Here is an 18,023-nt window from a genome sequence, read left to right as displayed (position 1 = left end):
CTGGGGATGTTTTATTGAGCGGACTTTTCGGAATTCAGGAAAGTATCTACCCTGATAAAAAATGAAAAGCGCAGAATGCCACCAAAGAAGACGTAGAAAAATTGGAAGAGTTGGCACAGGTGCAATTCAGACCCGCCAGTCTTAGGAGGGGGATGAATGGCGAAATATTTTCTGATAAAATATTTAGTAATAGACAGAACACTTTTGCGGCCCTTTCCGATGAAACAACGATTGAGAATCCGCGGCATTTGCGAAAAGCGGAACAACGGCTGAAATGGGATCAACGGCAACTTTCGCGCAAACAAAAAGGATCAAGGAACCGGGACAGGGCCAAACGGAAAGTGGCAAAAGCCCATCGGAAAGTGACTTCGGCAACGCAAGGACTTTCTTCATATACAATCGTTTCGCATCGTTCGCGATCATGATTTGATTGCCGTGGAACAATTGCATATCCGAAACATGATCCATAGCCGCCGTCTCGTCAAAAGCATCGCCGACGCCGGATGGCGAAAGTTTATCTCCTATCTATCCTACAAAGCCCCACCTGCGGTCTCCTCCAGGACCGGGACATTGTTTCTGCGAAGATGATCCTGCAACGCGCTCTGGAAAAAATGGCTTGATGGAGAAAACGCCGTAGGGAGGGTTTGCCCCGAACGGGATGCGAACGTCGCTTGTTCAGATGACGGAAGGACAGAATACCTTTTTGGGACAAGACATCACCGGAAAAAGGGCGGATGAGGTCACAAAGTTAGGACTTTGCCAGACCTTCCAAAATATTCGTCTATTTAAAAAGCTGACCGTTCTGGAGAATGTCATGGTTGCGACGCAAATCCATCAGGTTCATCCATACGATACAATGATTGAAAAGCGTGTGTTTTTGGATACTTATGAATAACCAGGAATCGTGATGGGAGGTAAAATATGACTGAAGTTCCGTATTTCTCGCAATGGGAGTCCCGTCAGTTGGTGCCGGACTTTTTATCAGGGAGCTTGCATCCGGCCGCCGACCCGTTATGGCATCTGTCCGGAGCATCGGACCGGGATGAGTACGCTCGCTGGAGTTCCCATATATGCGGCATGGCCTGTCTGAAAATGCTGCTCGCCCATTGGAAAAAACAGGTTATGCCGACAATCGAACTGATGAAGCTGTGCCGGGATTACGGCGGATACGTGGTCGATGAAGCGGGGACGATCAAGGGTTTGTTCTACCGTCCCTTCGTATCCTTCATCGCGGACAGGTTTGGACTCCAAGCCGAGGTAAAGGAGCACACGCCGATCGAAGAGATTTACGAGCTGATCGATCAAGGACATGTGTACATGGCCTCGGTCCATCCCAGCATTCGCACGCCGGAGGTGACCCCGCCCAAGCAAGGGGGGCATCTGGTCTATGTGTTTGGCCGAAATGATCAACGCCGGGAGATCGTCTTTCACAATCCGTCTGGCCACTCGCCCGCCAGCCAGGAGAATGTTCAGCTAAGCTGCGATGTCTTTGCGCGTTTTTATGCCCAGCGCGGGATTTTGATTAAAGCCCCCGGGCCCCTAGTCGGCCTTGACGAGTAAATGCTTGATCTCCTGAAAGCTGACGAATTTTTTGTTGGCTTCATCCCAAAGGCGAAATCGAATCGCTTGCAGGCTGGAGAAAATCGTAATCGTGGTCACGCTCTGCAGAGCGGGTGTGTTGTCGTGAGCCTTTTGCAAATAGTAATTGGGTACTTTGGGACTTAAATGGTGCACGTGGTGAAAGCCGATATTTCCGGTTAGCCATTGCAGGACTTTGGGCAGCTTGTAATAGGAGCTTCCATCTACGGCCGCTTTGACAAAATCCCATTCCTCTTCCTTTTCGAAATAGCTGTCTTCAAACTGGTGCTGCACGTAAAAGAGCCATATGCCGGCAGCTCCCGAAAGGTAAAAAATAGGGACCTGGATCAGCAGGAAGGCTTGCCATCCGATTGCCCAGCAGAGCAATCCCGATACGGTAACAATGCCCATATTCGTAAGATAGGTGTTAAAACGTTCCGGCAGCTTGGCGTCTTTCCTGTTAAAGCGATTCTCGATCAGCATATTGTAGAAGGGACCAAGCACGAACATGATCAATGGATTTCGGTACAGGCGGTAAGCTTTCCGCTTCCATACTGATGCAGACAGGTATTCTTCCACTGTGAGGATCCATATATCCCCGACGCCGCGTTTATTTAAATTGCTGCTGGTCGCGTGATGGATCGAATGGCTATGCCGCCATTTGTCGTAAGGATGAAACGTCAGGATGCCTGTGATTGTGCCTAAAATCTCATTGGCCCGGCGATTTTTAAAGAAAGAATAGTGGCAACAATCGTGAAAGAGGATGAAAATCCGAATGACAAATCCAGCAGCGAGAATGGCTATACCCAGCGTCAGCCAATACGAGATCGCAAGGCTCTGATAGGCGAGATACCAAAGGAGAAAAAATGGGATAATCGTGTTGCAGATCTGTCGAATACTGGTCCATGCATTTGATTTTTCGAACGCGGCAATGTGCTGTTTCAATTTGCGTGCGCTTTGGTTATTCATATTTTCCCCTTTATTTTAGTATTTTCCTTTTGGAAGTGTGCCGAACCGGCAAAACTTTTGGCCACCGTAATCGTCACGTTGCCGGAGCTTGCGTTTATGTCCGCGTTCGCCGCTGTTTTCTGAGTGATTTTGACGTTTCCTGAGGTGACATTCACGATGGAATTGCGGAAAGCTCGTCAACGGTGACAGAACTTGATTTCGAAGTAACTTGGAGACTTCCTGTGATTCCGCTCCCTTGGATATTGCCCGAAGTACATTCCATGGAAATATTCTGGGCCTCGATATCACGAAATGTATGTTTCCTGACGATGCACCAATCTGAATATTTCCCCCTTTCATCACGCGGTGTCTAGTATTTCTCTTTGGTGGAAGCGTGAAGCTGTGCCTTTTTAAAATGATAGTAATACATACTGAGCGGCCACCATAGGATCAGGAAGATAGGGTAGATCGCCCAAATGGTACCCGGTGAAGAGACAAGATTGACTGTGATAAAAAAGAGAATCGTCAGGAAACTGGCAGAGATGGATAATCCGAAATAGTTTCTATTCTGTACATAGTATAAAGCGAGCGGCCAACACAGGACTGCATAGGCGGGATAGATCGCCCACGGATACGGAGGCGAGATGTATATGTTCAAGATGGAGTAGTAGACAATCGTGCAAAGACTGGCGATGCATGCAAAAGGTAGCGTTTTTGCTTTTTTTCCGAATAGTGTGGAAACGGGCCACCAGACTATCGGGAAAATCGCATAAAGAAACCAGGGATGGTCAGGTGAATGGAGATAGTTGATCACAATGAGAAATACGATAATCAAGAGGCTGCATAGGACAGAATGGAGCTTGTGTTTCCTTTGCATGAGAAAAATCCAGCTAATCGACCAGACCAATAGAGCAAAAACAGGGTAAAGAAACCACATGAAATCCGGACTCGTCAAGTAGTTCACAACCACCAGAAAAACCATGCTCATCAGGCTGCCCGCTGCGACAAAACCGATCGTATATCTGTCCATGATCACCCTCCTTCCTTACCTGGAACGCAACCAATAGAAAAACATGGATAGCGGCCACCACAGAACAGCGAAGGTGGGGTAAACAAACCAGATGTTGTCAGGAGTATAGTAGAAATTGATGAAAGTAAACAGCGCAATAATGAGCGCGCTCCCCCAGATGGAGAAACCGAGATTGATTTTCGCCATATTCTTTTTTAATGGCTGTCCAACCCCCAGTTCCTTTTTGATCTCCTCGATGTCCCCGAATTCTACGAGTGCTTTATTGACCGCATCTTCCTCTGCTTTGCCCTGCTGCATCAGATCGAATACTTTCTCTTCCAGGTTTTCGATGATTTCCTGTTTGATGATTTGTTTCTTTTCGCTTTCCGGAACATCCTTGAACAATGCGTCTACATGTTGTTTGATTCGCAATTACAATCCCTCCATAAACAGATCGATGATTTTCTTGGTTTCCTGCCACTCTCGAACCGTTTCTTTCAGATAAGCCTTGCCTAACGTCGTTATTCGATAATATTTTCTTCTGCCTCCGTGGGAAATTTCTCCATAGTAGGAATCGATCAGCTCTCTGCTCTCCAATCGTTGAAATACAGCGTACAAGGTAGCTTCCTTGATGTGGAATCGGTCTTTTGTTCGCAGACTGATTTCTTTGGAGATTTCGTAACCGTACCGGTCTTTTTCCAGGATCAAGCGAAGAATGATTGGATCCAAATGTCCACGGATAATGTCGCTTCGAATGGTAATGAACCTCCTTGCGTCAGGTACTCTGTCTCATGGAGTAATATTAACCTGAATTGCTCTATCTGTCAAAGTAATTTTTAAAAATGGGTTTTTTTAGCTCACATTGGATTTCTCGTAGATTATTCCTAGAATCCCACAACATTTAGCAAAGCAGCGTTTTTTTGCCGGGGACAATTGACACATGTTTTGGCGAAGAATATAATAAGATTGCATGCTGAATTGTTAATCAATTTTGTTGTCATTATTGATTATGTATTTAGGGGACAATTGATAAGCTTTAAATTTTTTTGACTTAAATAGTCTAAAAATTTGATGTTGAATGAATAATCGATCAAGGGGTGATACTTTATGAACGTTCCTCACATTGGTTTTATCGGATTTGGCGAAGCAGCAACTTATATTAGCAAGGGATTGCGATCGGAAGGAATTGAAACCATCTATGCCTATGATGTTAAGGCAGCCGATCCGGATGTCGGTCCATTGATTAAGGAGCGAGCGCAGTCTTTGAACGTGGTGTTGATGGAATCCATGGAAGAACTGTTTCAACACAGCAGTATCGTATTTTGTGCGACTAGCGCGAAATACGCACTTGATATTGCAAAAAAGGCGGCTCCCTTGTTGGGAAACGTGCAGTTCTATGTTGATCTGAATGCTGCATCTCCCATGGTCAAAAAAGAAATCGCCTACATCCTGGAAAACTACAGTACACGTTTCGTGGATGCGGCTGTAATGGATGCGGTGCCACCCAACTTACACAGGGTGCCCCTTTGGGTTAGTGGCAAAGGGGCAAGCTTGTTTAAGGAAAAGATGGGTCCATTCGGGATGAATATCACGTGGATTAGCGACGAACCTGGCAGCTCGTCAGCCATCAAAATGTTTCGCAGTATTTTTATGAAAGGGTTTACAATGATCCTTTTCGAGACCCTGTTGGCTGGGCAAAAGTTTGGCGTGAACGAATTGATCTTGGATTCACTTGAACAAACGCTAAGCAAATCCGTCCGGGAATTGTCGGACCTGTTGATCACGCGTACAGTCATCCATGCCGAACGCAGGGTCAGCGAAATGGAAGAGGTGGTTGAAACACTGAGACAAATGCACTTGGATTCGATGATGTCCGAAGCGACAAGAAGCAAGTTAAAGCAGCTGGCCGAAGCAAAGTTAAACGAGCAGTTTCATTACAAAACACCGGAACGATATGCCGACGTTTTGGCCGCTCTAGTTTAAGGGGATTCGGCGATTGCACTGCTTGCTGCATTTGATCTTGTCTGGGAGGTGATAAACCGGAGCCAACACGTGAGGTTGCAGACGATAACGTGGACAGCGGAGTAGAATTCACTGTGTAAAAAAAGTGGGGGGATAAAGATGAGTGTGAAAACCCGTTTTGACCGAGCATTCGACCGAGAATTACTGAAGGAAATTCAAGAAAAACTGGATCAGGGACTCCTTCCCCAGTGGCTGCAAACGGATCCGGATATTTATGAAATGGAATTAAATAATATCTTTTCACGTACGTGGCAGTTTTTGGGCCACGAATCCGAACTGAAGCAGCCTGGTGACTACGTCACAAGGTGGATGGTGAACGATCCGGTGCTGCTAGTTAAAACCAATACAGGAGAAATCAAAGCTTTTTTGAATTCTTGCACCCACAGGGGGACCCATTTGTGTACGGCCGACTTCGGCAACAAGAAGACGTTTACGTGTCCGTTCCACGGTTGGAGTTTTAACCTTGATGGAAAATTAATCGGCATCGTTGCCGGCAACAAAGTCTACGGAGAAGCAATGGACAAGGAAGAATGGGCGCTTCGACCTATCCCGAGGGTGGAGACGTATCAAGGATTGATTTTTGGCAATCTGGATCCTAATGCCATGTCGCTCGAAGAATATTTAGGCGACCTGATATGGTACTGGGACATTTTCCTGAAACGAAGCGATGGCGGAATGGAAGTGAGAGGGACTCCGCAGCGCTGGATTGTGAACACAAACTGGAAGTGCACGTTGGAAAACTTCGGAGGAGATCCTTATCACGTACCAACTGTCCATAAATCCACAGTGGAGCTGGGGATCAGTCCAAGCGATCCCTTGTACTCAAGCTATGGTCATCAAGTGGTACTAAAACATGGGCATTGTGTGAATGTCAATGTCGCCTCTCCCGGTGCAAACTTGCCCCCTTATCAGGGTATGCCGGAGGAGATGTGGTCAATGTTTGAAAGAAACCTGAGCAAGGGACAATTGGACGTTTTCTACAAAACCACCGTAATTGTTGGTTCTTGTTTTCCCAATTTGTCGTTTCATTGTCCGATACACGGAAGTGAGGGGCATTTGCACAACTATCTGACGTTACGGGTGTGGCGGCCGCTTGGTCCTGAAAAAATTGAAATTTGGTCGTGGTTTTTGATTGACAAGGCAGCTCCTGAAGAATTGAAGGAAAATGCATACAAAGGGTATATTTCCTCATTCGGTCCATCCGGAACGCTGGAAATGGACGATACGGAAATTTGGACCCGTGTAGTGCAGGCCAGCAAGGGAACGATGGCCAGGGATAAATATTTAAGCTACAACAACTTGTACAATTACATGATGGGTATGGGGAAGGTAGAGCCCGACTCCTCGTGGCCCGGTCCGGGAACGGCATATCCAACTTGCTATGTGGATTTTGCTTTTCGCGGCATTCATGAGTATTGGTTGGAGTTGTTGGCCAAAGACATGGAGTAAAAAGGCGGGTCAGATATCGAGTACGCTTTACATAAATGCCAGGAGGTTATGACATGAACGCCGAGTTGCAGTATGAAATTAACCGGTTTTATTATCATGAGGCGTATTTGCTGGACAACAGGAAGTTTGAGGAATGGCTGGATCTTTTGACGAACGATATTGTGTACCGAATGCCGATGCGGGTCACCTGTGAAAACAAAGACGGTTCCAATATTTCTGAAAACTCGTTGTATTTCGAAGAGACTAAGAAATCCCTGACCACAAGGGTGAAAAGGCTGCGAACGACTTCCGCTTGGGCAGAGGATCCCGCGCCGCGAACCCGTCATTTGGTGACAAACATCATCATCGAGAATGGTTCAGCGGATGATTCGTTGTCCGTTCGCAACAGCTTTTTGTTCTTGCGGAGCAGGGCGGGGGATGCCGGGATTGAACAATTATGCGGGGAACGCTTGGATGTACTGCGAAAAGTGAACAATCAGTGGCAAATTGCTTCGCGTAAAATCATTCCCGATCAAGCCGTATTGGGAGTCATGAATCTCAGCATGTTCTTGTAAATGATTCATACCGCTAATTTTCTGGAAAAAGAGGTCAAAAGATGGGTGGACAGACGGAATACGCGTTTCATTTCATGAAAGAAAAAATTATTAGCGGAACGTTCAAACCCTCACAAAAACTAACCGAAATTGAGCTTGCAAAAATGGTAGGGGTCAGCCGGAACACCATCAAAAAAGCTTTGATGATGCTGGAGAGGGAAAATTTGGTTGAAGTGAAATCCAACAAAGGAGCGATCATCAAGTCATTTTCATTTGAAGAAATCATCAATTATTTGGAAATTCGGGAAGTGTTGGAGGGACTCGTGGCCAGGAGTGCAGCTCGTAATATTGGGGACGGGGACATCGAGAAATTGGAAGAGTTTTTAAGAGAGATGAAAACGCAACTTCAGGAACATCGCTTTGATGAGTATTCAAGGTTAAATCGCGAGTTCCACAATGTGATCTACAGTGCCTCCAAAAATACGGAAGCCGTGGCCATGATTTACACCATCAAAACACAATTGAATCAGCTTCATTACCGGACGATTCTTGTCCCGGGAAGAACCCGGGATTCATATGAAGAACATGAGAGGATTCTCGAAGCCATAAAGGCGGGGAAGGAAAAGGCAGCGGAAGATGCGATCAAGGAACACGTGGCCAACGTCCGCCGGACGATTGTGGAAAACTACTTTATCCTGGCATGATGCGTTTTAAGAGCGGCACTGTTCGATATTTAAACGATAGGAGGCCTATTGAGTGAGTGCGATGAAAGAACCGGTTCGTGATATTGCCCATCTTGCTCATGTTGAATTGCTGACACCTCGAGCGGACGAAAGTCTTCGTTTCTTCAGGGATGTCTTAGGCATGGAAGAAGTTGCTCGACAGGAACAGTCAGTCTATCTGCGCGGATGGGGACAATATGAACAATATTGTCTGAAGCTGACAGAATCCGAAAAGGCGGGCATCGGACATACCGCATACCGGGCAAGTTCCCCCAAGGCGCTGGAGAGACGCGCGGCAGCCATAGAAAAATCGGGGTTCGGTTTGGGCTGGACCGACGGCGATCAGGGGCACGGCAAGACATATGAATTTTTGGATCCTGATGGCCACAAATTCGAGATCTATTACGAATCAGAAAAATATCAAGCACCGTCCCGCCTCCGCCCCGCTTTGAAGAACCAACCTCAGAAATACACGGCACAGGGCGTGTCGGTCAGGCAACTGGATCACGTAAATCTGTTTGCCCAGAAAGTGGAGCCGTCCAGTCAGTTTTTACAAGATAACTTGGGCTTGAGAGTCAGTGAACAAATCGCACTCGATAACGGAACGATAGCTGGATCATGGTTGTATTCCGGGCAAAAGGCTTATGAAATGGTTTACACCGTTGACGCCAAAAATGTGCGGGGGAGGCTTCATCATATCGCCTTTTGCGTGGACAGCCGGGAAGATGTCATGCGGGCTGCGGACATCTTGATTGAGCATGACCTCGATATTGAGGGAGGACCTGCCAAACATGCCATTCAGCAAACGATCTTCCTGTACACTTTTGAACCGGGAGGCAATCGGATCGAGATTTGCTCGGGAGGATACCTGATCTTCGCGCCCGATTGGGAACCCATCACATGGACGCAAGCCGAGCGGGCAAAAGGACAGGCATGGAAGACACCTACCATTGCGAGTTTCCATACGTACGGGACGCCGGTAGTGGATGAGTAACTTGGGTGACGGCCGAGATAAAATGACAAGAGGATGTGGAGGAAAAGTGGAAATCACTGATCTGTTTCAAGGAGCCTATGACCTGCATGTACATACAGGGCCTGACGTGCTTCCAAGGAAACTGGACGATCTGGAAATGGCGAAGCGGCTGCAGCGGCTGGGGATGAAGGGATACGGGATCAAATCCCACTATTTTGTAACCTCCGCCAGGGCTAAACTTCTGAATCAGGTGTACCCGGGCATGAACGTTATCGGCGCCATCTGCCTGAACAATTCTGTCGGGGGTCTCAATCCGATTGCGGTGGAAATGGCCGCTTTGGATGGTGCAAAAATAGTATGGATGCCCACGTTTGATGCTGAAAATGAACAACAGCATTTTCGCGCGAGCAAACCAGAGAAACTGCCGCACTGGGCAAAGCTGCGTCAGGAATTCGAGCGACAGGGCAGCCCCATGCCTACTATCAACCTCTTTAACGGGAGAGAATTAAAGCATGAAGTTTACAAGATTTTGAGAATCATCAGCAAATACGATCTGGTGTTAGCCACAGGGCATTTGGGAAAGGATGAGATTTTTGCCCTGATCGAGGCTGCAGGTAAAATCGGTGTAAAAAAAATCGTCGTCACACATCCCAATTTTCCTTCGATCAGACTATCGATTGCCGAGCAAAGGGAACTCGCACAACGGGGAGCGTATATGGAACACTGCTTTACGACTCCCCACTCCAATAAAGATACATGGGAGTCCGTATATGAACAGATACACTCGGTGGGTCCCAATCACTGCATATTATCCAGCGATTTGGGGCAGCCGGCGGGGCCATATCCGGATGAAGGAATGCAGATCTTTGTAAGGAACCTGCTGGACAACGGGTTTAGCACCGGGGATATCCGTACCATGATGGTGGATAATCCGAGTAGCCTGGTTGAAAAAGAAGGATAAGGAGAAGGAGAAACATGATCGACAAAAACGTGAACTTGATGGTGGTTAGCGCACATGCGGCAGATTTTGTATGGAGGGCGGGGGGAACCATCGCCAAGTATATAAAACATGGCGCCAATGTCTCCCTTGTTATCTTAAGTTACGGGGCAAGAGGGGAATCCAATGACCTTTGGAATGTCGAGGGTCAAACCATGGACAATGTGAAAACTGTCCGCCAAGAGGAGATTGAAGCGGCGGCCATGTGTCTTGGCGTAAAGAATTACGAGATTTGGGATTATGAAGACTATTTCATGGAGATTACCCCGGAACGGATGGAGCGATTGGTCAAAAAGATTAGGGAAGTCCGACCGCACCACATCCTCTCGCATGGTCCCCGGGATGCTTTCAACCCGGATCACGAAACAGTTTTCAAATACGTGTTTGACGCAAGCGTCCAGTCTACGTCGAATGGTGTACGGATCGAAGGGTACCCATCCGTCAAGCAGACCCGATTGTTTGGCTTTGAGCCTCATCAGTCAGAAATCAGCGATTTCAAACCGGACCTGATCATCGACATCACGGAAACGTATGAGCATAAGGAAGCAGCCATGAAGTGTTTCAAAGCACAGCAACATTTGATCGAATATTACGGATGGAAGGCCAAACTTCGGGGAAATCACGCCAGAAGATGCTCCGGCAGAAAGGAATACAAATACGCGGAAGCGTTCAGCAGAACCTTTCCTTACGTGGGGAGTGAATTTGTCTAATGCAAAAGTATGTTGTCAAGAATATTTCACGACCGGATAAGAAAGTCATCGAGCAATTCCAGAAGTTGAGTGTATCAACGGTGTATGAGGCTCAGGGGAAGATCGGGCTTGTACATAACGAGATCAAGCCGATCATCCCGAATACTTTCATTTGCGGCCCGGCTGTAACCGCCGTTTGTTACGCAGAAGATAACTTGATGATCCATGCTGCGGTCGAAGTATGTCAACCGGGTGACGTTCTTGTAGTCACGACCATCGGAAACAGCACTTCCGGTATGATCGGTGAGCTGATTGTCACGGCGCTGCAAAAGCGCGGTGTACAAGGGGTGGTTATTGATGCCGGAATCCGCGATGTCGCTCAAATCCGCGAGCTTGGGTTCCCGATCTGGACAAAAGCGATCTCGCCCCAGGGCACGACCAAATCCAAAGGGGGATGGGTGAATGCCCCTGCTATATGCGGAGGCGCTGCGGTAAACCCCGGAGACCTGGTTTTGGCCGACGATGACGGAGTAGTGGTTGTCCATCAGGACGATCTGCAAACAGCCCTCGTCTCATCGCTGCAAAGATTAGATAAGGAAGAGCAGACGAAAGCCAAAATCGCCAGAGGGGAGGTAAGTCTTGATTTCTATGGATTGCGTGAGGTGCTGGGTAAAGAAAACGTGGCGTACTACGATAGTCTGTCCGTTGTAAGAAGAGGTTGATTTTTCAAACTTATAGGTTCTTTCAATACTTTTAGATGAGGAAAAGGAGGAAGGGTAATGGCAGGTAACAGAGGGGTTGTGTACGTAGAACTGGGACGTGTGGCCGTGAAGCAGATCGATTTTCCGGAATTGGTGTTGAAGGACGGGCCTGGAGTACATCCCAAAAATGTCGGACGGAAGTGCGATCATGGGGTCATTCTTAAAGTCGTGACAACCAATATTTGCGGCAGCGACCAGCACATGGTGCGTGGCCGGACTACAGCGCCGGGAGGACTTGTGCTGGGGCACGAGATCACCGGAGAAGTTATCGAGGTTGGCAGGGATGTGGAATTTCTTCAAAAGGGGGATCTGGTTTCCGTCCCGTTCAACATTGCATGTGGCCGTTGTCGGTCCTGTAAGGAACAACAGACCCATATTTGCGAAAATGTCAATCCGGACCGAGCAGGGGGAGCATACGGATATGTGGACATGGGCGGCTGGGTTGGCGGCCAGGCCGAGTATGTCATGGTTCCATACGCCGATTTTCAGTTGCTGAAGTTTCCGGATAAAGATCAGGCCATGGAGAAAATTCTAGATTTGACGATGCTCTCCGATATCTTCCCAACCGGCTATCACGGAGCGGTCTCGGCGGGGGTCAGGCCAGGGTCTACTGTTTACGTGGCGGGTGCGGGTCCGGTAGGATTGGCGGCAGCGCATTCGGCACAGCTCTTGGGCGCTGCGGTCGTCATCGTAGGAGATTTGAATGCGGAGCGATTAAAGCAGGCAAAAAGTTTTGGCTGCGAGACTGTTGATTTGAGCCTGCACGACAATCCAGCAGAACAGATCGAACAAATTCTCGGGGTGCCGGAGGTGGACGCAGCCATTGACTGCGTAGGGTTTGAAGCGCACGGGCATGGTCCTGATCATACCGAAGCGCCGGCTACCGTTTTGAATACGATTATGACGGTTACTCGGGCAGGGGGGCGATTGGGTATCCCGGGACTCTATGTGACGGGGGATCCTGGGGCTGTCGACGAAGATGCCAAAGTGGGCACGCTTAAGGTTCGGTTGGGATTGGGTTGGGCAAAAGCCCATACATTTGTGACCGGGCAAACGCCCGTGATGAGATATCATCGGGAACTGATGATGTCGATTCTGCATGGCAAGGCACAGATTGCCAAAGCAGTGAATGCGACTTTGATTTCACTGGACGAAGCACCTCAGGCATACGCGGATTTTGACAAAGGCGCAGCGAAGAAATTCGTCATCGATCCCCATGGAATGATAAGGAAATAAAAAACGATGCTGAACGTTATAAAAAGGAATGGTGGCAATATGAGGAGAAAAAAACTGCTTTTTGGTGTGCTGGTATTGCTTTTGTCACTGATTCTAGGGGCTTGTGGCGGCAAACCGGACTCCACAGGGAACAAGCAAAGTCAAAACATGTCAGGCGCGGACAATGGCAATCACACGCAGGAAAAGCGCAAATTTAAAGTAGCCTTCAGTGGAGGACAAAGCCATATCCACTATAAAACCATGGAAGTGTTTAAAAAGGAATTGGAGGAGAAATCCAACGGACGAATTGAAGTGCAATTCTATCCTGAGTCTACGCTGGGGACGGATGCGGAAGTAATGAACCAACTAAAGTCTGGTTCTCTAGACATGGGAATCGTCATATCTGGTGAATTAGCCAATCACTCCAGCAGTTTCAATGCCTGGTTCATGCCTTTCCTGATTCCCAATGCGCAAGCAGCCTATGAGATGGGGAATACAGAAGAGGCGAAAGCACTATTCGATACCTTGCCAGATGCGGGAGTCGTTTCTCTGGGCTACCTCGTCATCGAAATGCGGGATGTCTTGTCAAAAGACTCACTAATTGAAAGTTTGGACGATTTGAAAGGGACAAACATTCGTGTTACACCGAGTCCAGCAATCGTTGACTTTTGGCAAACGTTTGGAGCCAACCCTACGCCAATTGATTTGACGGAAATCTACAGCGCTTTCCAAACCGGGGTTATTAACGTGATTGATTCGGGTCCCACCAGCATCGTAAACGGCAAATACCACGAAATCGGAAAGTATTATACACAAACGAAACACATGGCATTTACTTCATCCGGTCTGGTTAGTGAAGCAGTGTGGAATAAATTGTCGGCGGATGATCAAGAGCTGATAAAGGATGCATTTGAGCTTGCAAGAAAAAGTAATGTTGAATTGATCACTGGAATTGAAAATCAAAGCCTTGATTTGATGAAACAGGGCGGCGTGACCATCGGAACGCTGAAAATGAATGACGAGGGTCAACGTAAAATTGCTCATTTCTACGATAAATACACGAATGGCGATGAAAAAATCAAAGCGTTTGTAGAAAAAGCCGAGGAATTAGGGAAGCAGTGAAGTCCAACCGATATTCTTCGTAGGAGAGGGTTAACAATATGAGATCAGTTGCTATCTTTATACAGAATATAAGCAATTTTCTGGATCGCATGATTGTTGTTATCCTCCAGTTCAGCGTCGGGGTTCTCATCCTCGACCTGAACTTGGCGGTTTTGTTCCGGTATGTATTGAAGCTGCCCATTATTGGGACGCAAGAGATTGCTTTGTTCCTTTTGGCTTGGATAACCTTTTTAGGAGCGAGCCTAAGTATCAAACATCATTCCATGGTGGCTGTCACCATCTTGTTGGAGAAACTCGGAAAGTTCGAGAAGGGGGCGCAATTGTTTATTCAGCTGTTTATTTTCCTCTTTTCGCTTTTCTTTGTAATATATGGTTACCAATGGGTGACATCTCCCAATGTGCTTCAAATCAAGACTTCTGCTCTGCAAATCCCGGCATGGATTCCCTATTCCATTGTGCCGGTATCCATGATCATCACGATGATTTTTACTATCCATAACATACTTCAAATTTTATTTAGGAACTCTTCGGATTTTAAATGGGAAGAGGAGATGTTCTAAATGCTAATTATGTCGCTTGCTTTTATTTTGTTGCTTCTATTAGGCGTGCCGATCGCTTTCGTAATGGGAATAAGTTCCGTCGCATATATTTTCTCCAGTTCAAATTTTGAGCTTTTTGGGACAGCCCCTCTACGAATTTTTCAAGGCGTGCAAAATTTTGGGCTGCTGGCTATTCCGTTGTTTGTATTTGTTGGGGAACTGATGAATTCTGGGGGAATTACCACTCGTCTTATCCGATTTGCCAATGTGGTCATTGGGCACTTCCGCGGTGGACTCGCTTATGTGAATGTTGCCACCAATGTGTTCCTGGCCTCGATATTGGGATCTGCAAATGCTCAAACAGCCATGATGAGCAGAGTCATGGTACCAGCCATGGAGAAAGAAGGCTATAAGAAAGAATTCAGTTCGGCCCTTACCGTGTCATCGGCGCTTCTCGGACCTATCATTCCGCCCAGTTTGGTCTTTATCATTTATGGAGTGATCAGCGAAACATCGATTACAAAGATGTTCTTGGCCGGGATCATTCCTGGTATTTTATTAGCAGTTGGCATTATGATTTTGATTTACATTGCATCGATAAGGGAAAACTTTCCAAAATCAGAAAGGGCAACGGTCGGAAAGATCCGGGAGGCTTTTTTATCCGTATTTCCCGCATTAATCATTCCGATTATTATTTTGATCGGCATACTTTCAGGGGTGTTTACGGCTACCGAATCTGCGGCTGCAGCTGCACTTGTGGCCTTTATCGTGGGATTTTTCATATATCGCGAATTGAAACTAAAGGAACTTCCCAAGATATTGCTTAACACCGCGATGAATACGGCTATCGTCACCTTTATCTTTTCCATGGCGGGGCTGTCGAGTTGGGTTCTCGCCTTTGAAAGAGTTCCGAACGAAGTTGCGGAATTCTTGGTTAATATCTCCGACAATCCGATCATCTTTTTGCTGCTTCTAAATATTATTTTGTTTATCACGGGAATGTTCATTGACGGAATTCCGGCGATGATTATTCTGGTACCGATTTTGTTGCCGGTAGCCATGAACCTAGGGATAGATCCTGTGCATTTCGGCATTATTGTTTCCATTAACCTGACCATTGGATTAATAACCCCTCCCGTAGGTACGGCTCTATTTATTGCTACATCTATAGGAGGCATTCGGATGGAGACCTTAGCGCGGACGTTAATCCCTTTTATTTTCGTTGCATATTTGATGCTGCTCATCATCACATATGTGCCTAGTATCACACTTTTGATACCTAATCTATTTGGTTAACATGTGTCCCTGTTACCAGATGAATGCCTTAGTGAGAAACCCTCGTCTTACGGGGGTTTTTACTTTGGGTACGTCAAGATGGTCGCTATCTACATGAAACTGCATTATTTCGATGCCTGAATTTGATAACCATGATCTGACAATTTAGAATGAATGTAAATCAAAATTGTGTTAAATTAATGTTGAAAATAATGTTGTCAATCTATTTGAGGGGGGATTTTTCCCATGAGTCGTCAAATGGAATTTGCATACCAGTTTATTAAGGAAAGAATACTGAATGGTACTTACAGACCTTCTCAAAAACTAGTGGAAAGTCAGCTTTCGGAAATCATTGGCGTCAGCCGCAATACGGTCAAAACCGCCTTGCTGAAATTGGAACAGGAGAATTTAGTTATTATAGAAAACAATAAAGGTGCTACGATTAAGTCGTTTACGATAGAAGAAGTGAAAAACTATCTTGAAATCAGGGAAGTGTTGGAGGGATTAATTATCCGTTCGGCAGTTCCGAACTTTTTGGAGGATGATCTAAACCATCTGGAGCAAATTTTGTCTAAAATGGAAAATTACCTGTGTGAAAACAATTACGACGAATACACCAAGTTAAATATCGAGTTTCACGATACGATTTATAAGCTTGCTAAAAATATTCAAGCCGTGAAGATGGTGAACATGATCAAAACGCAGCTGATTCGGTATCATTTTCGAACCATTTTAGTACCTGGAAGAAACGAAAAGTCGTTACAGGAACATAAGAATATCTACCAGGCATTGAAAGAGCGGGACGCTTTAGGTGCAGAAGAAGCTATGAAGCACCATGTCGCCAATGTGAGGAAAACCATTGAGGAAAATTATCAGTATCTTATATGATCTGGGTTTCATCAGCGAATTGGCGACTTCCTTTCTCCACCTTCCACAATTGATTTTCAAAGATATATAGTTTTGCCTTCGAAGTGGTGGGATCGTCGAAGGGTTCATCCTTCCGGCGACCTTATATGGCATTTGTCCGGCAAATTGGACCGAGATGAGTATGCCCGCTTGAATTCCCATATCTGTAGCATGTCATTCCAGCATCCGTACACGGGAGGTAACGCTGGCCAAACAAAGGCTTGTTGGGCCGAAATGATCTGCACCAGGATCTGGCCAAGGGTTACCGGCAGTTTTAGCCACTTTCAAAAGAGTGAAGATCTATGGAAGTATTTTTGCTTGACATTACGTTTCAGGGAATTAAAATAAGTATAAATCCAATTAAACCTACCAACATAGTATGAATTGGTTGGCAGCTTTGCCGCGGATACGATTTTGCTTTTTGCGATATGATTAAACATTCGTGAAACGGAGGAGAGAAATCATGAGATTTCAATTTGATCATCTGGTTCATTTCGTGAATGATCCGAAGGAGGCTGTCCAGCTGTTCAGGCAGCAAGGAGTCCACGCGGTTGAGGGCGGCGTCCATGAAAACAGGGGTACATACAATGCCCTTAGCTATTTTGACTTAAGTTATGTCGAGTTTTTGAGCGCCTATGATAAGAAGTTAATCGAGGAGAGGCCCAATCTCGCGTACAGTTTAATCGAGACGGTTGTGAACGACTCCTATACGGAAGGATTCGCCCGGATTGCCATTCGGACAACGCAAATCGAGCATGATGCCGAATACTTTGCCCGGCAGGGGCTGACAGTGAACGGGCCGGTTCCGCTCAGCCGCCGAAGGCCGGATGGAAGTGTCGTGAGCTGGCGGTTGCTGTATATAGGCCATCCCGATCAGGAATTGCCGCTTCCCTTTATCATTCAATGGGACGAGAGCGATGAGGAGAGAAGAAGTGATCTGACAGACAGAGGAGTCATCGCCCCGCATCCGGCTGGTGATCTTTCTTTATCCTTTGTCGCTTTTGCAGTAAAAGACGCGGAGAGCACGGCGGCCAATTGGGCGAAGTGGCTTGGTTTGAAACCGGGCGAAGCGTATGTGGATGAATCGCTGCAGGCTAGGTGTCAACCGCTCTTGCTTCCTGGCGGGAACCTCGTGTTTGCAAGTCCGATCGGCATTGGCGGAGCTGTATCCGAAGTGCTTGCCGCACGCGGGGAACGCGCTTTTTTGGCGGGAATCGCGGGGGGCTCTGCCAAGGGAGATCAAAAAGTCTTGGGAGGCATCTACCGGTTCCTTGATTAAACAAGG

21 protein-coding genes are annotated in these 18,023 nt (G+C 46.8%); 17 read left to right on the top strand and 4 right to left on the bottom strand.

Annotated features, from left to right (window positions below; translation table 11 throughout):
* The first annotated feature begins 152 nt into the window (after positions 1–152).
* The 3 genes from HGBM_RS32620 (at position 153) to HGBM_RS19125 (ending at position 1,560) form a co-directional block, all read left to right on the top strand.
* Complete coding sequence (locus tag HGBM_RS32620) at positions 153–425, top strand: transposase (RefSeq protein ID WP_161605072.1); 273 nt, start codon at positions 153–155, stop codon at positions 423–425.
* A gap of 278 nt (positions 426–703) precedes the next feature.
* The gene (locus HGBM_RS19130) at positions 704–895 is read left to right on the top strand and encodes a hypothetical protein (RefSeq protein ID WP_147512928.1); all 192 of its coding nucleotides are present in this window, start codon (positions 704–706) and stop codon (positions 893–895) included.
* 26 nt (positions 896–921) lie between these two features.
* Entirely contained in the window at positions 922–1,560 is a 639-nt protein-coding gene (locus tag HGBM_RS19125) for a C39 family peptidase (protein ID WP_019122690.1), read from the top strand.
* Here HGBM_RS19125 and desA read toward each other — a convergent pair.
* The 4 genes from desA to HGBM_RS19105 form a co-directional block, all read right to left on the bottom strand.
* The gene (desA, locus tag HGBM_RS19120) at positions 1,540–2,547 is read right to left on the bottom strand and encodes a Delta(5) desaturase DesA (RefSeq protein ID WP_019122689.1); all 1,008 of its coding nucleotides are present in this window, start codon (positions 2,545–2,547) and stop codon (positions 1,540–1,542) included. The two genes, HGBM_RS19125 and desA, sit on opposite strands and share 21 nt — an antisense overlap.
* A gap of 349 nt (positions 2,548–2,896) precedes the next feature.
* Entirely contained in the window at positions 2,897–3,556 is a 660-nt protein-coding gene (locus HGBM_RS19115) for a 2TM domain-containing protein (RefSeq protein WP_019122688.1), read from the bottom strand.
* 15 nt (positions 3,557–3,571) lie between these two features.
* Entirely contained in the window at positions 3,572–3,967 is a 396-nt protein-coding gene (locus HGBM_RS19110) for a permease prefix domain 1-containing protein (protein WP_019122687.1), read from the bottom strand.
* Positions 3,968–4,264 (bottom strand): PadR family transcriptional regulator, encoded by a 297-nt coding sequence (locus HGBM_RS19105; protein ID WP_019122686.1) that lies wholly within the window; start codon positions 4,262–4,264, stop codon positions 3,968–3,970.
* A 378-nt stretch (positions 4,265–4,642) separates the two neighbouring features.
* Here HGBM_RS19105 and HGBM_RS19100 point away from each other — a divergent pair, with 378 nt between their 5' ends.
* From HGBM_RS19100 to HGBM_RS19035, 14 genes are all read left to right on the top strand, one after another.
* Positions 4,643–5,518 carry an NAD(P)-dependent oxidoreductase gene (locus HGBM_RS19100; RefSeq protein WP_019122685.1) on the top strand — a complete coding sequence of 292 codons (876 nt, stop codon included), beginning with the start codon at positions 4,643–4,645 and terminating at the stop codon, positions 5,516–5,518.
* A gap of 138 nt (positions 5,519–5,656) precedes the next feature.
* Entirely contained in the window at positions 5,657–7,006 is a 1,350-nt protein-coding gene (locus tag HGBM_RS19095; RefSeq protein ID WP_019122684.1) for an aromatic ring-hydroxylating oxygenase subunit alpha, read from the top strand.
* Between the two features lie 53 nt (positions 7,007–7,059).
* The gene (locus tag HGBM_RS19090) at positions 7,060–7,560 is read left to right on the top strand and encodes an aromatic-ring-hydroxylating dioxygenase subunit beta (RefSeq protein ID WP_019122683.1); all 501 of its coding nucleotides are present in this window, start codon (positions 7,060–7,062) and stop codon (positions 7,558–7,560) included.
* Positions 7,561–7,601: 41 nt separating this feature from the next.
* Positions 7,602–8,243: a GntR family transcriptional regulator gene (locus tag HGBM_RS19085; RefSeq protein ID WP_019122682.1), complete on the top strand. Its 642-nt coding sequence runs from the start codon at positions 7,602–7,604 to the stop codon at positions 8,241–8,243.
* 61 nt (positions 8,244–8,304) lie between these two features.
* Positions 8,305–9,255, top strand: coding sequence for a catechol 2,3-dioxygenase (locus tag HGBM_RS19080; RefSeq protein ID WP_147512932.1), 951 nt, complete (start codon positions 8,305–8,307; stop codon positions 9,253–9,255).
* A complete protein-coding gene (locus HGBM_RS19075) occupies positions 9,248–10,195 on the top strand; it encodes a DUF6282 family protein (protein WP_245553018.1) in 948 nt (315 codons plus the stop codon). The genes HGBM_RS19080 and HGBM_RS19075 overlap by 8 nt, the downstream gene beginning before the upstream one ends.
* 14 nt (positions 10,196–10,209) lie before the next feature.
* Positions 10,210–10,941, top strand: coding sequence for a PIG-L deacetylase family protein (locus tag HGBM_RS19070; protein WP_019122679.1), 732 nt, complete (start codon positions 10,210–10,212; stop codon positions 10,939–10,941).
* The gene (locus HGBM_RS19065; protein WP_019122678.1) at positions 10,941–11,642 is read left to right on the top strand and encodes a 4-carboxy-4-hydroxy-2-oxoadipate aldolase/oxaloacetate decarboxylase; all 702 of its coding nucleotides are present in this window, start codon (positions 10,941–10,943) and stop codon (positions 11,640–11,642) included. Before HGBM_RS19070 ends, HGBM_RS19065 begins: the two co-directional genes overlap by 1 nt.
* 57 nt (positions 11,643–11,699) lie before the next feature.
* The gene (gene fdhA, locus HGBM_RS19060) at positions 11,700–12,917 is read left to right on the top strand and encodes a formaldehyde dehydrogenase, glutathione-independent (RefSeq protein ID WP_019122677.1); all 1,218 of its coding nucleotides are present in this window, start codon (positions 11,700–11,702) and stop codon (positions 12,915–12,917) included.
* 6 nt (positions 12,918–12,923) lie between these two features.
* Complete coding sequence (locus HGBM_RS19055) at positions 12,924–14,018, top strand: TRAP transporter substrate-binding protein (protein WP_019122676.1); 1,095 nt, start codon at positions 12,924–12,926, stop codon at positions 14,016–14,018.
* Between the two features lie 38 nt (positions 14,019–14,056).
* Positions 14,057–14,578 (top strand): TRAP transporter small permease, encoded by a 522-nt coding sequence (locus tag HGBM_RS19050; protein ID WP_019122675.1) that lies wholly within the window; start codon positions 14,057–14,059, stop codon positions 14,576–14,578.
* Positions 14,579–15,853, top strand: coding sequence for a TRAP transporter large permease (locus HGBM_RS19045; protein WP_019122674.1), 1,275 nt, complete (start codon positions 14,579–14,581; stop codon positions 15,851–15,853).
* Between the two features lie 225 nt (positions 15,854–16,078).
* Positions 16,079–16,720: a GntR family transcriptional regulator gene (locus HGBM_RS19040; protein WP_019122673.1), complete on the top strand. Its 642-nt coding sequence runs from the start codon at positions 16,079–16,081 to the stop codon at positions 16,718–16,720.
* 481 nt (positions 16,721–17,201) lie between these two features.
* Positions 17,202–18,017: a VOC family protein gene (locus HGBM_RS19035; RefSeq protein ID WP_019122672.1), complete on the top strand. Its 816-nt coding sequence runs from the start codon at positions 17,202–17,204 to the stop codon at positions 18,015–18,017.
* Positions 18,018–18,023 lie beyond the last annotated feature (6 nt).

Source organism: Brevibacillus massiliensis, from assembly GCF_000311785.1.
Taxonomy (GTDB): Bacteria; Bacillota; Bacilli; order Brevibacillales; family Brevibacillaceae; genus Brevibacillus_C; species Brevibacillus_C massiliensis.
This window is presented reverse-complemented; position numbering and strand designations above follow the sequence as displayed.

What these genes read in the sequence shown, in the direction of transcription:
- HGBM_RS19065 (WP_019122678.1), top strand. Translation starts at nt 10,941, where the DNA reads ATGCAAAAGTATGTTGTCAAGAATATTTCACGACCGGATAAGAAAGTC.
- HGBM_RS19055 (WP_019122676.1), top strand. Translation starts at nt 12,924, where the DNA reads ATGCTGAACGTTATAAAAAGGAATGGTGGCAATATGAGGAGAAAAAAA.
- HGBM_RS19035 (WP_019122672.1), top strand. Translation starts at nt 17,202, where the DNA reads ATGAGATTTCAATTTGATCATCTGGTTCATTTCGTGAATGATCCGAAG.
- fdhA (WP_019122677.1), top strand. Translation starts at nt 11,700, where the DNA reads ATGGCAGGTAACAGAGGGGTTGTGTACGTAGAACTGGGACGTGTGGCC.
- HGBM_RS32620 (WP_161605072.1), top strand. Translation starts at nt 153, where the DNA reads ATGAATGGCGAAATATTTTCTGATAAAATATTTAGTAATAGACAGAAC.
- HGBM_RS19040 (WP_019122673.1), top strand. Translation starts at nt 16,079, where the DNA reads ATGAGTCGTCAAATGGAATTTGCATACCAGTTTATTAAGGAAAGAATA.
- HGBM_RS19125 (WP_019122690.1), top strand. Translation starts at nt 922, where the DNA reads ATGACTGAAGTTCCGTATTTCTCGCAATGGGAGTCCCGTCAGTTGGTG.
- HGBM_RS19115 (WP_019122688.1), bottom strand. Translation starts at nt 3,556, where the DNA reads ATGGACAGATATACGATCGGTTTTGTCGCAGCGGGCAGCCTGATGAGC.
- HGBM_RS19075 (WP_245553018.1), top strand. Translation starts at nt 9,248, where the DNA reads ATGAGTAACTTGGGTGACGGCCGAGATAAAATGACAAGAGGATGTGGA.
- HGBM_RS19085 (WP_019122682.1), top strand. Translation starts at nt 7,602, where the DNA reads ATGGGTGGACAGACGGAATACGCGTTTCATTTCATGAAAGAAAAAATT.
- desA (WP_019122689.1), bottom strand. Translation starts at nt 2,547, where the DNA reads ATGAATAACCAAAGCGCACGCAAATTGAAACAGCACATTGCCGCGTTC.
- HGBM_RS19045 (WP_019122674.1), top strand. Translation starts at nt 14,579, where the DNA reads ATGCTAATTATGTCGCTTGCTTTTATTTTGTTGCTTCTATTAGGCGTG.
- HGBM_RS19080 (WP_147512932.1), top strand. Translation starts at nt 8,305, where the DNA reads ATGAAAGAACCGGTTCGTGATATTGCCCATCTTGCTCATGTTGAATTG.
- HGBM_RS19100 (WP_019122685.1), top strand. Translation starts at nt 4,643, where the DNA reads ATGAACGTTCCTCACATTGGTTTTATCGGATTTGGCGAAGCAGCAACT.
- HGBM_RS19095 (WP_019122684.1), top strand. Translation starts at nt 5,657, where the DNA reads ATGAGTGTGAAAACCCGTTTTGACCGAGCATTCGACCGAGAATTACTG.
- HGBM_RS19050 (WP_019122675.1), top strand. Translation starts at nt 14,057, where the DNA reads ATGAGATCAGTTGCTATCTTTATACAGAATATAAGCAATTTTCTGGAT.
- HGBM_RS19090 (WP_019122683.1), top strand. Translation starts at nt 7,060, where the DNA reads ATGAACGCCGAGTTGCAGTATGAAATTAACCGGTTTTATTATCATGAG.
- HGBM_RS19070 (WP_019122679.1), top strand. Translation starts at nt 10,210, where the DNA reads ATGATCGACAAAAACGTGAACTTGATGGTGGTTAGCGCACATGCGGCA.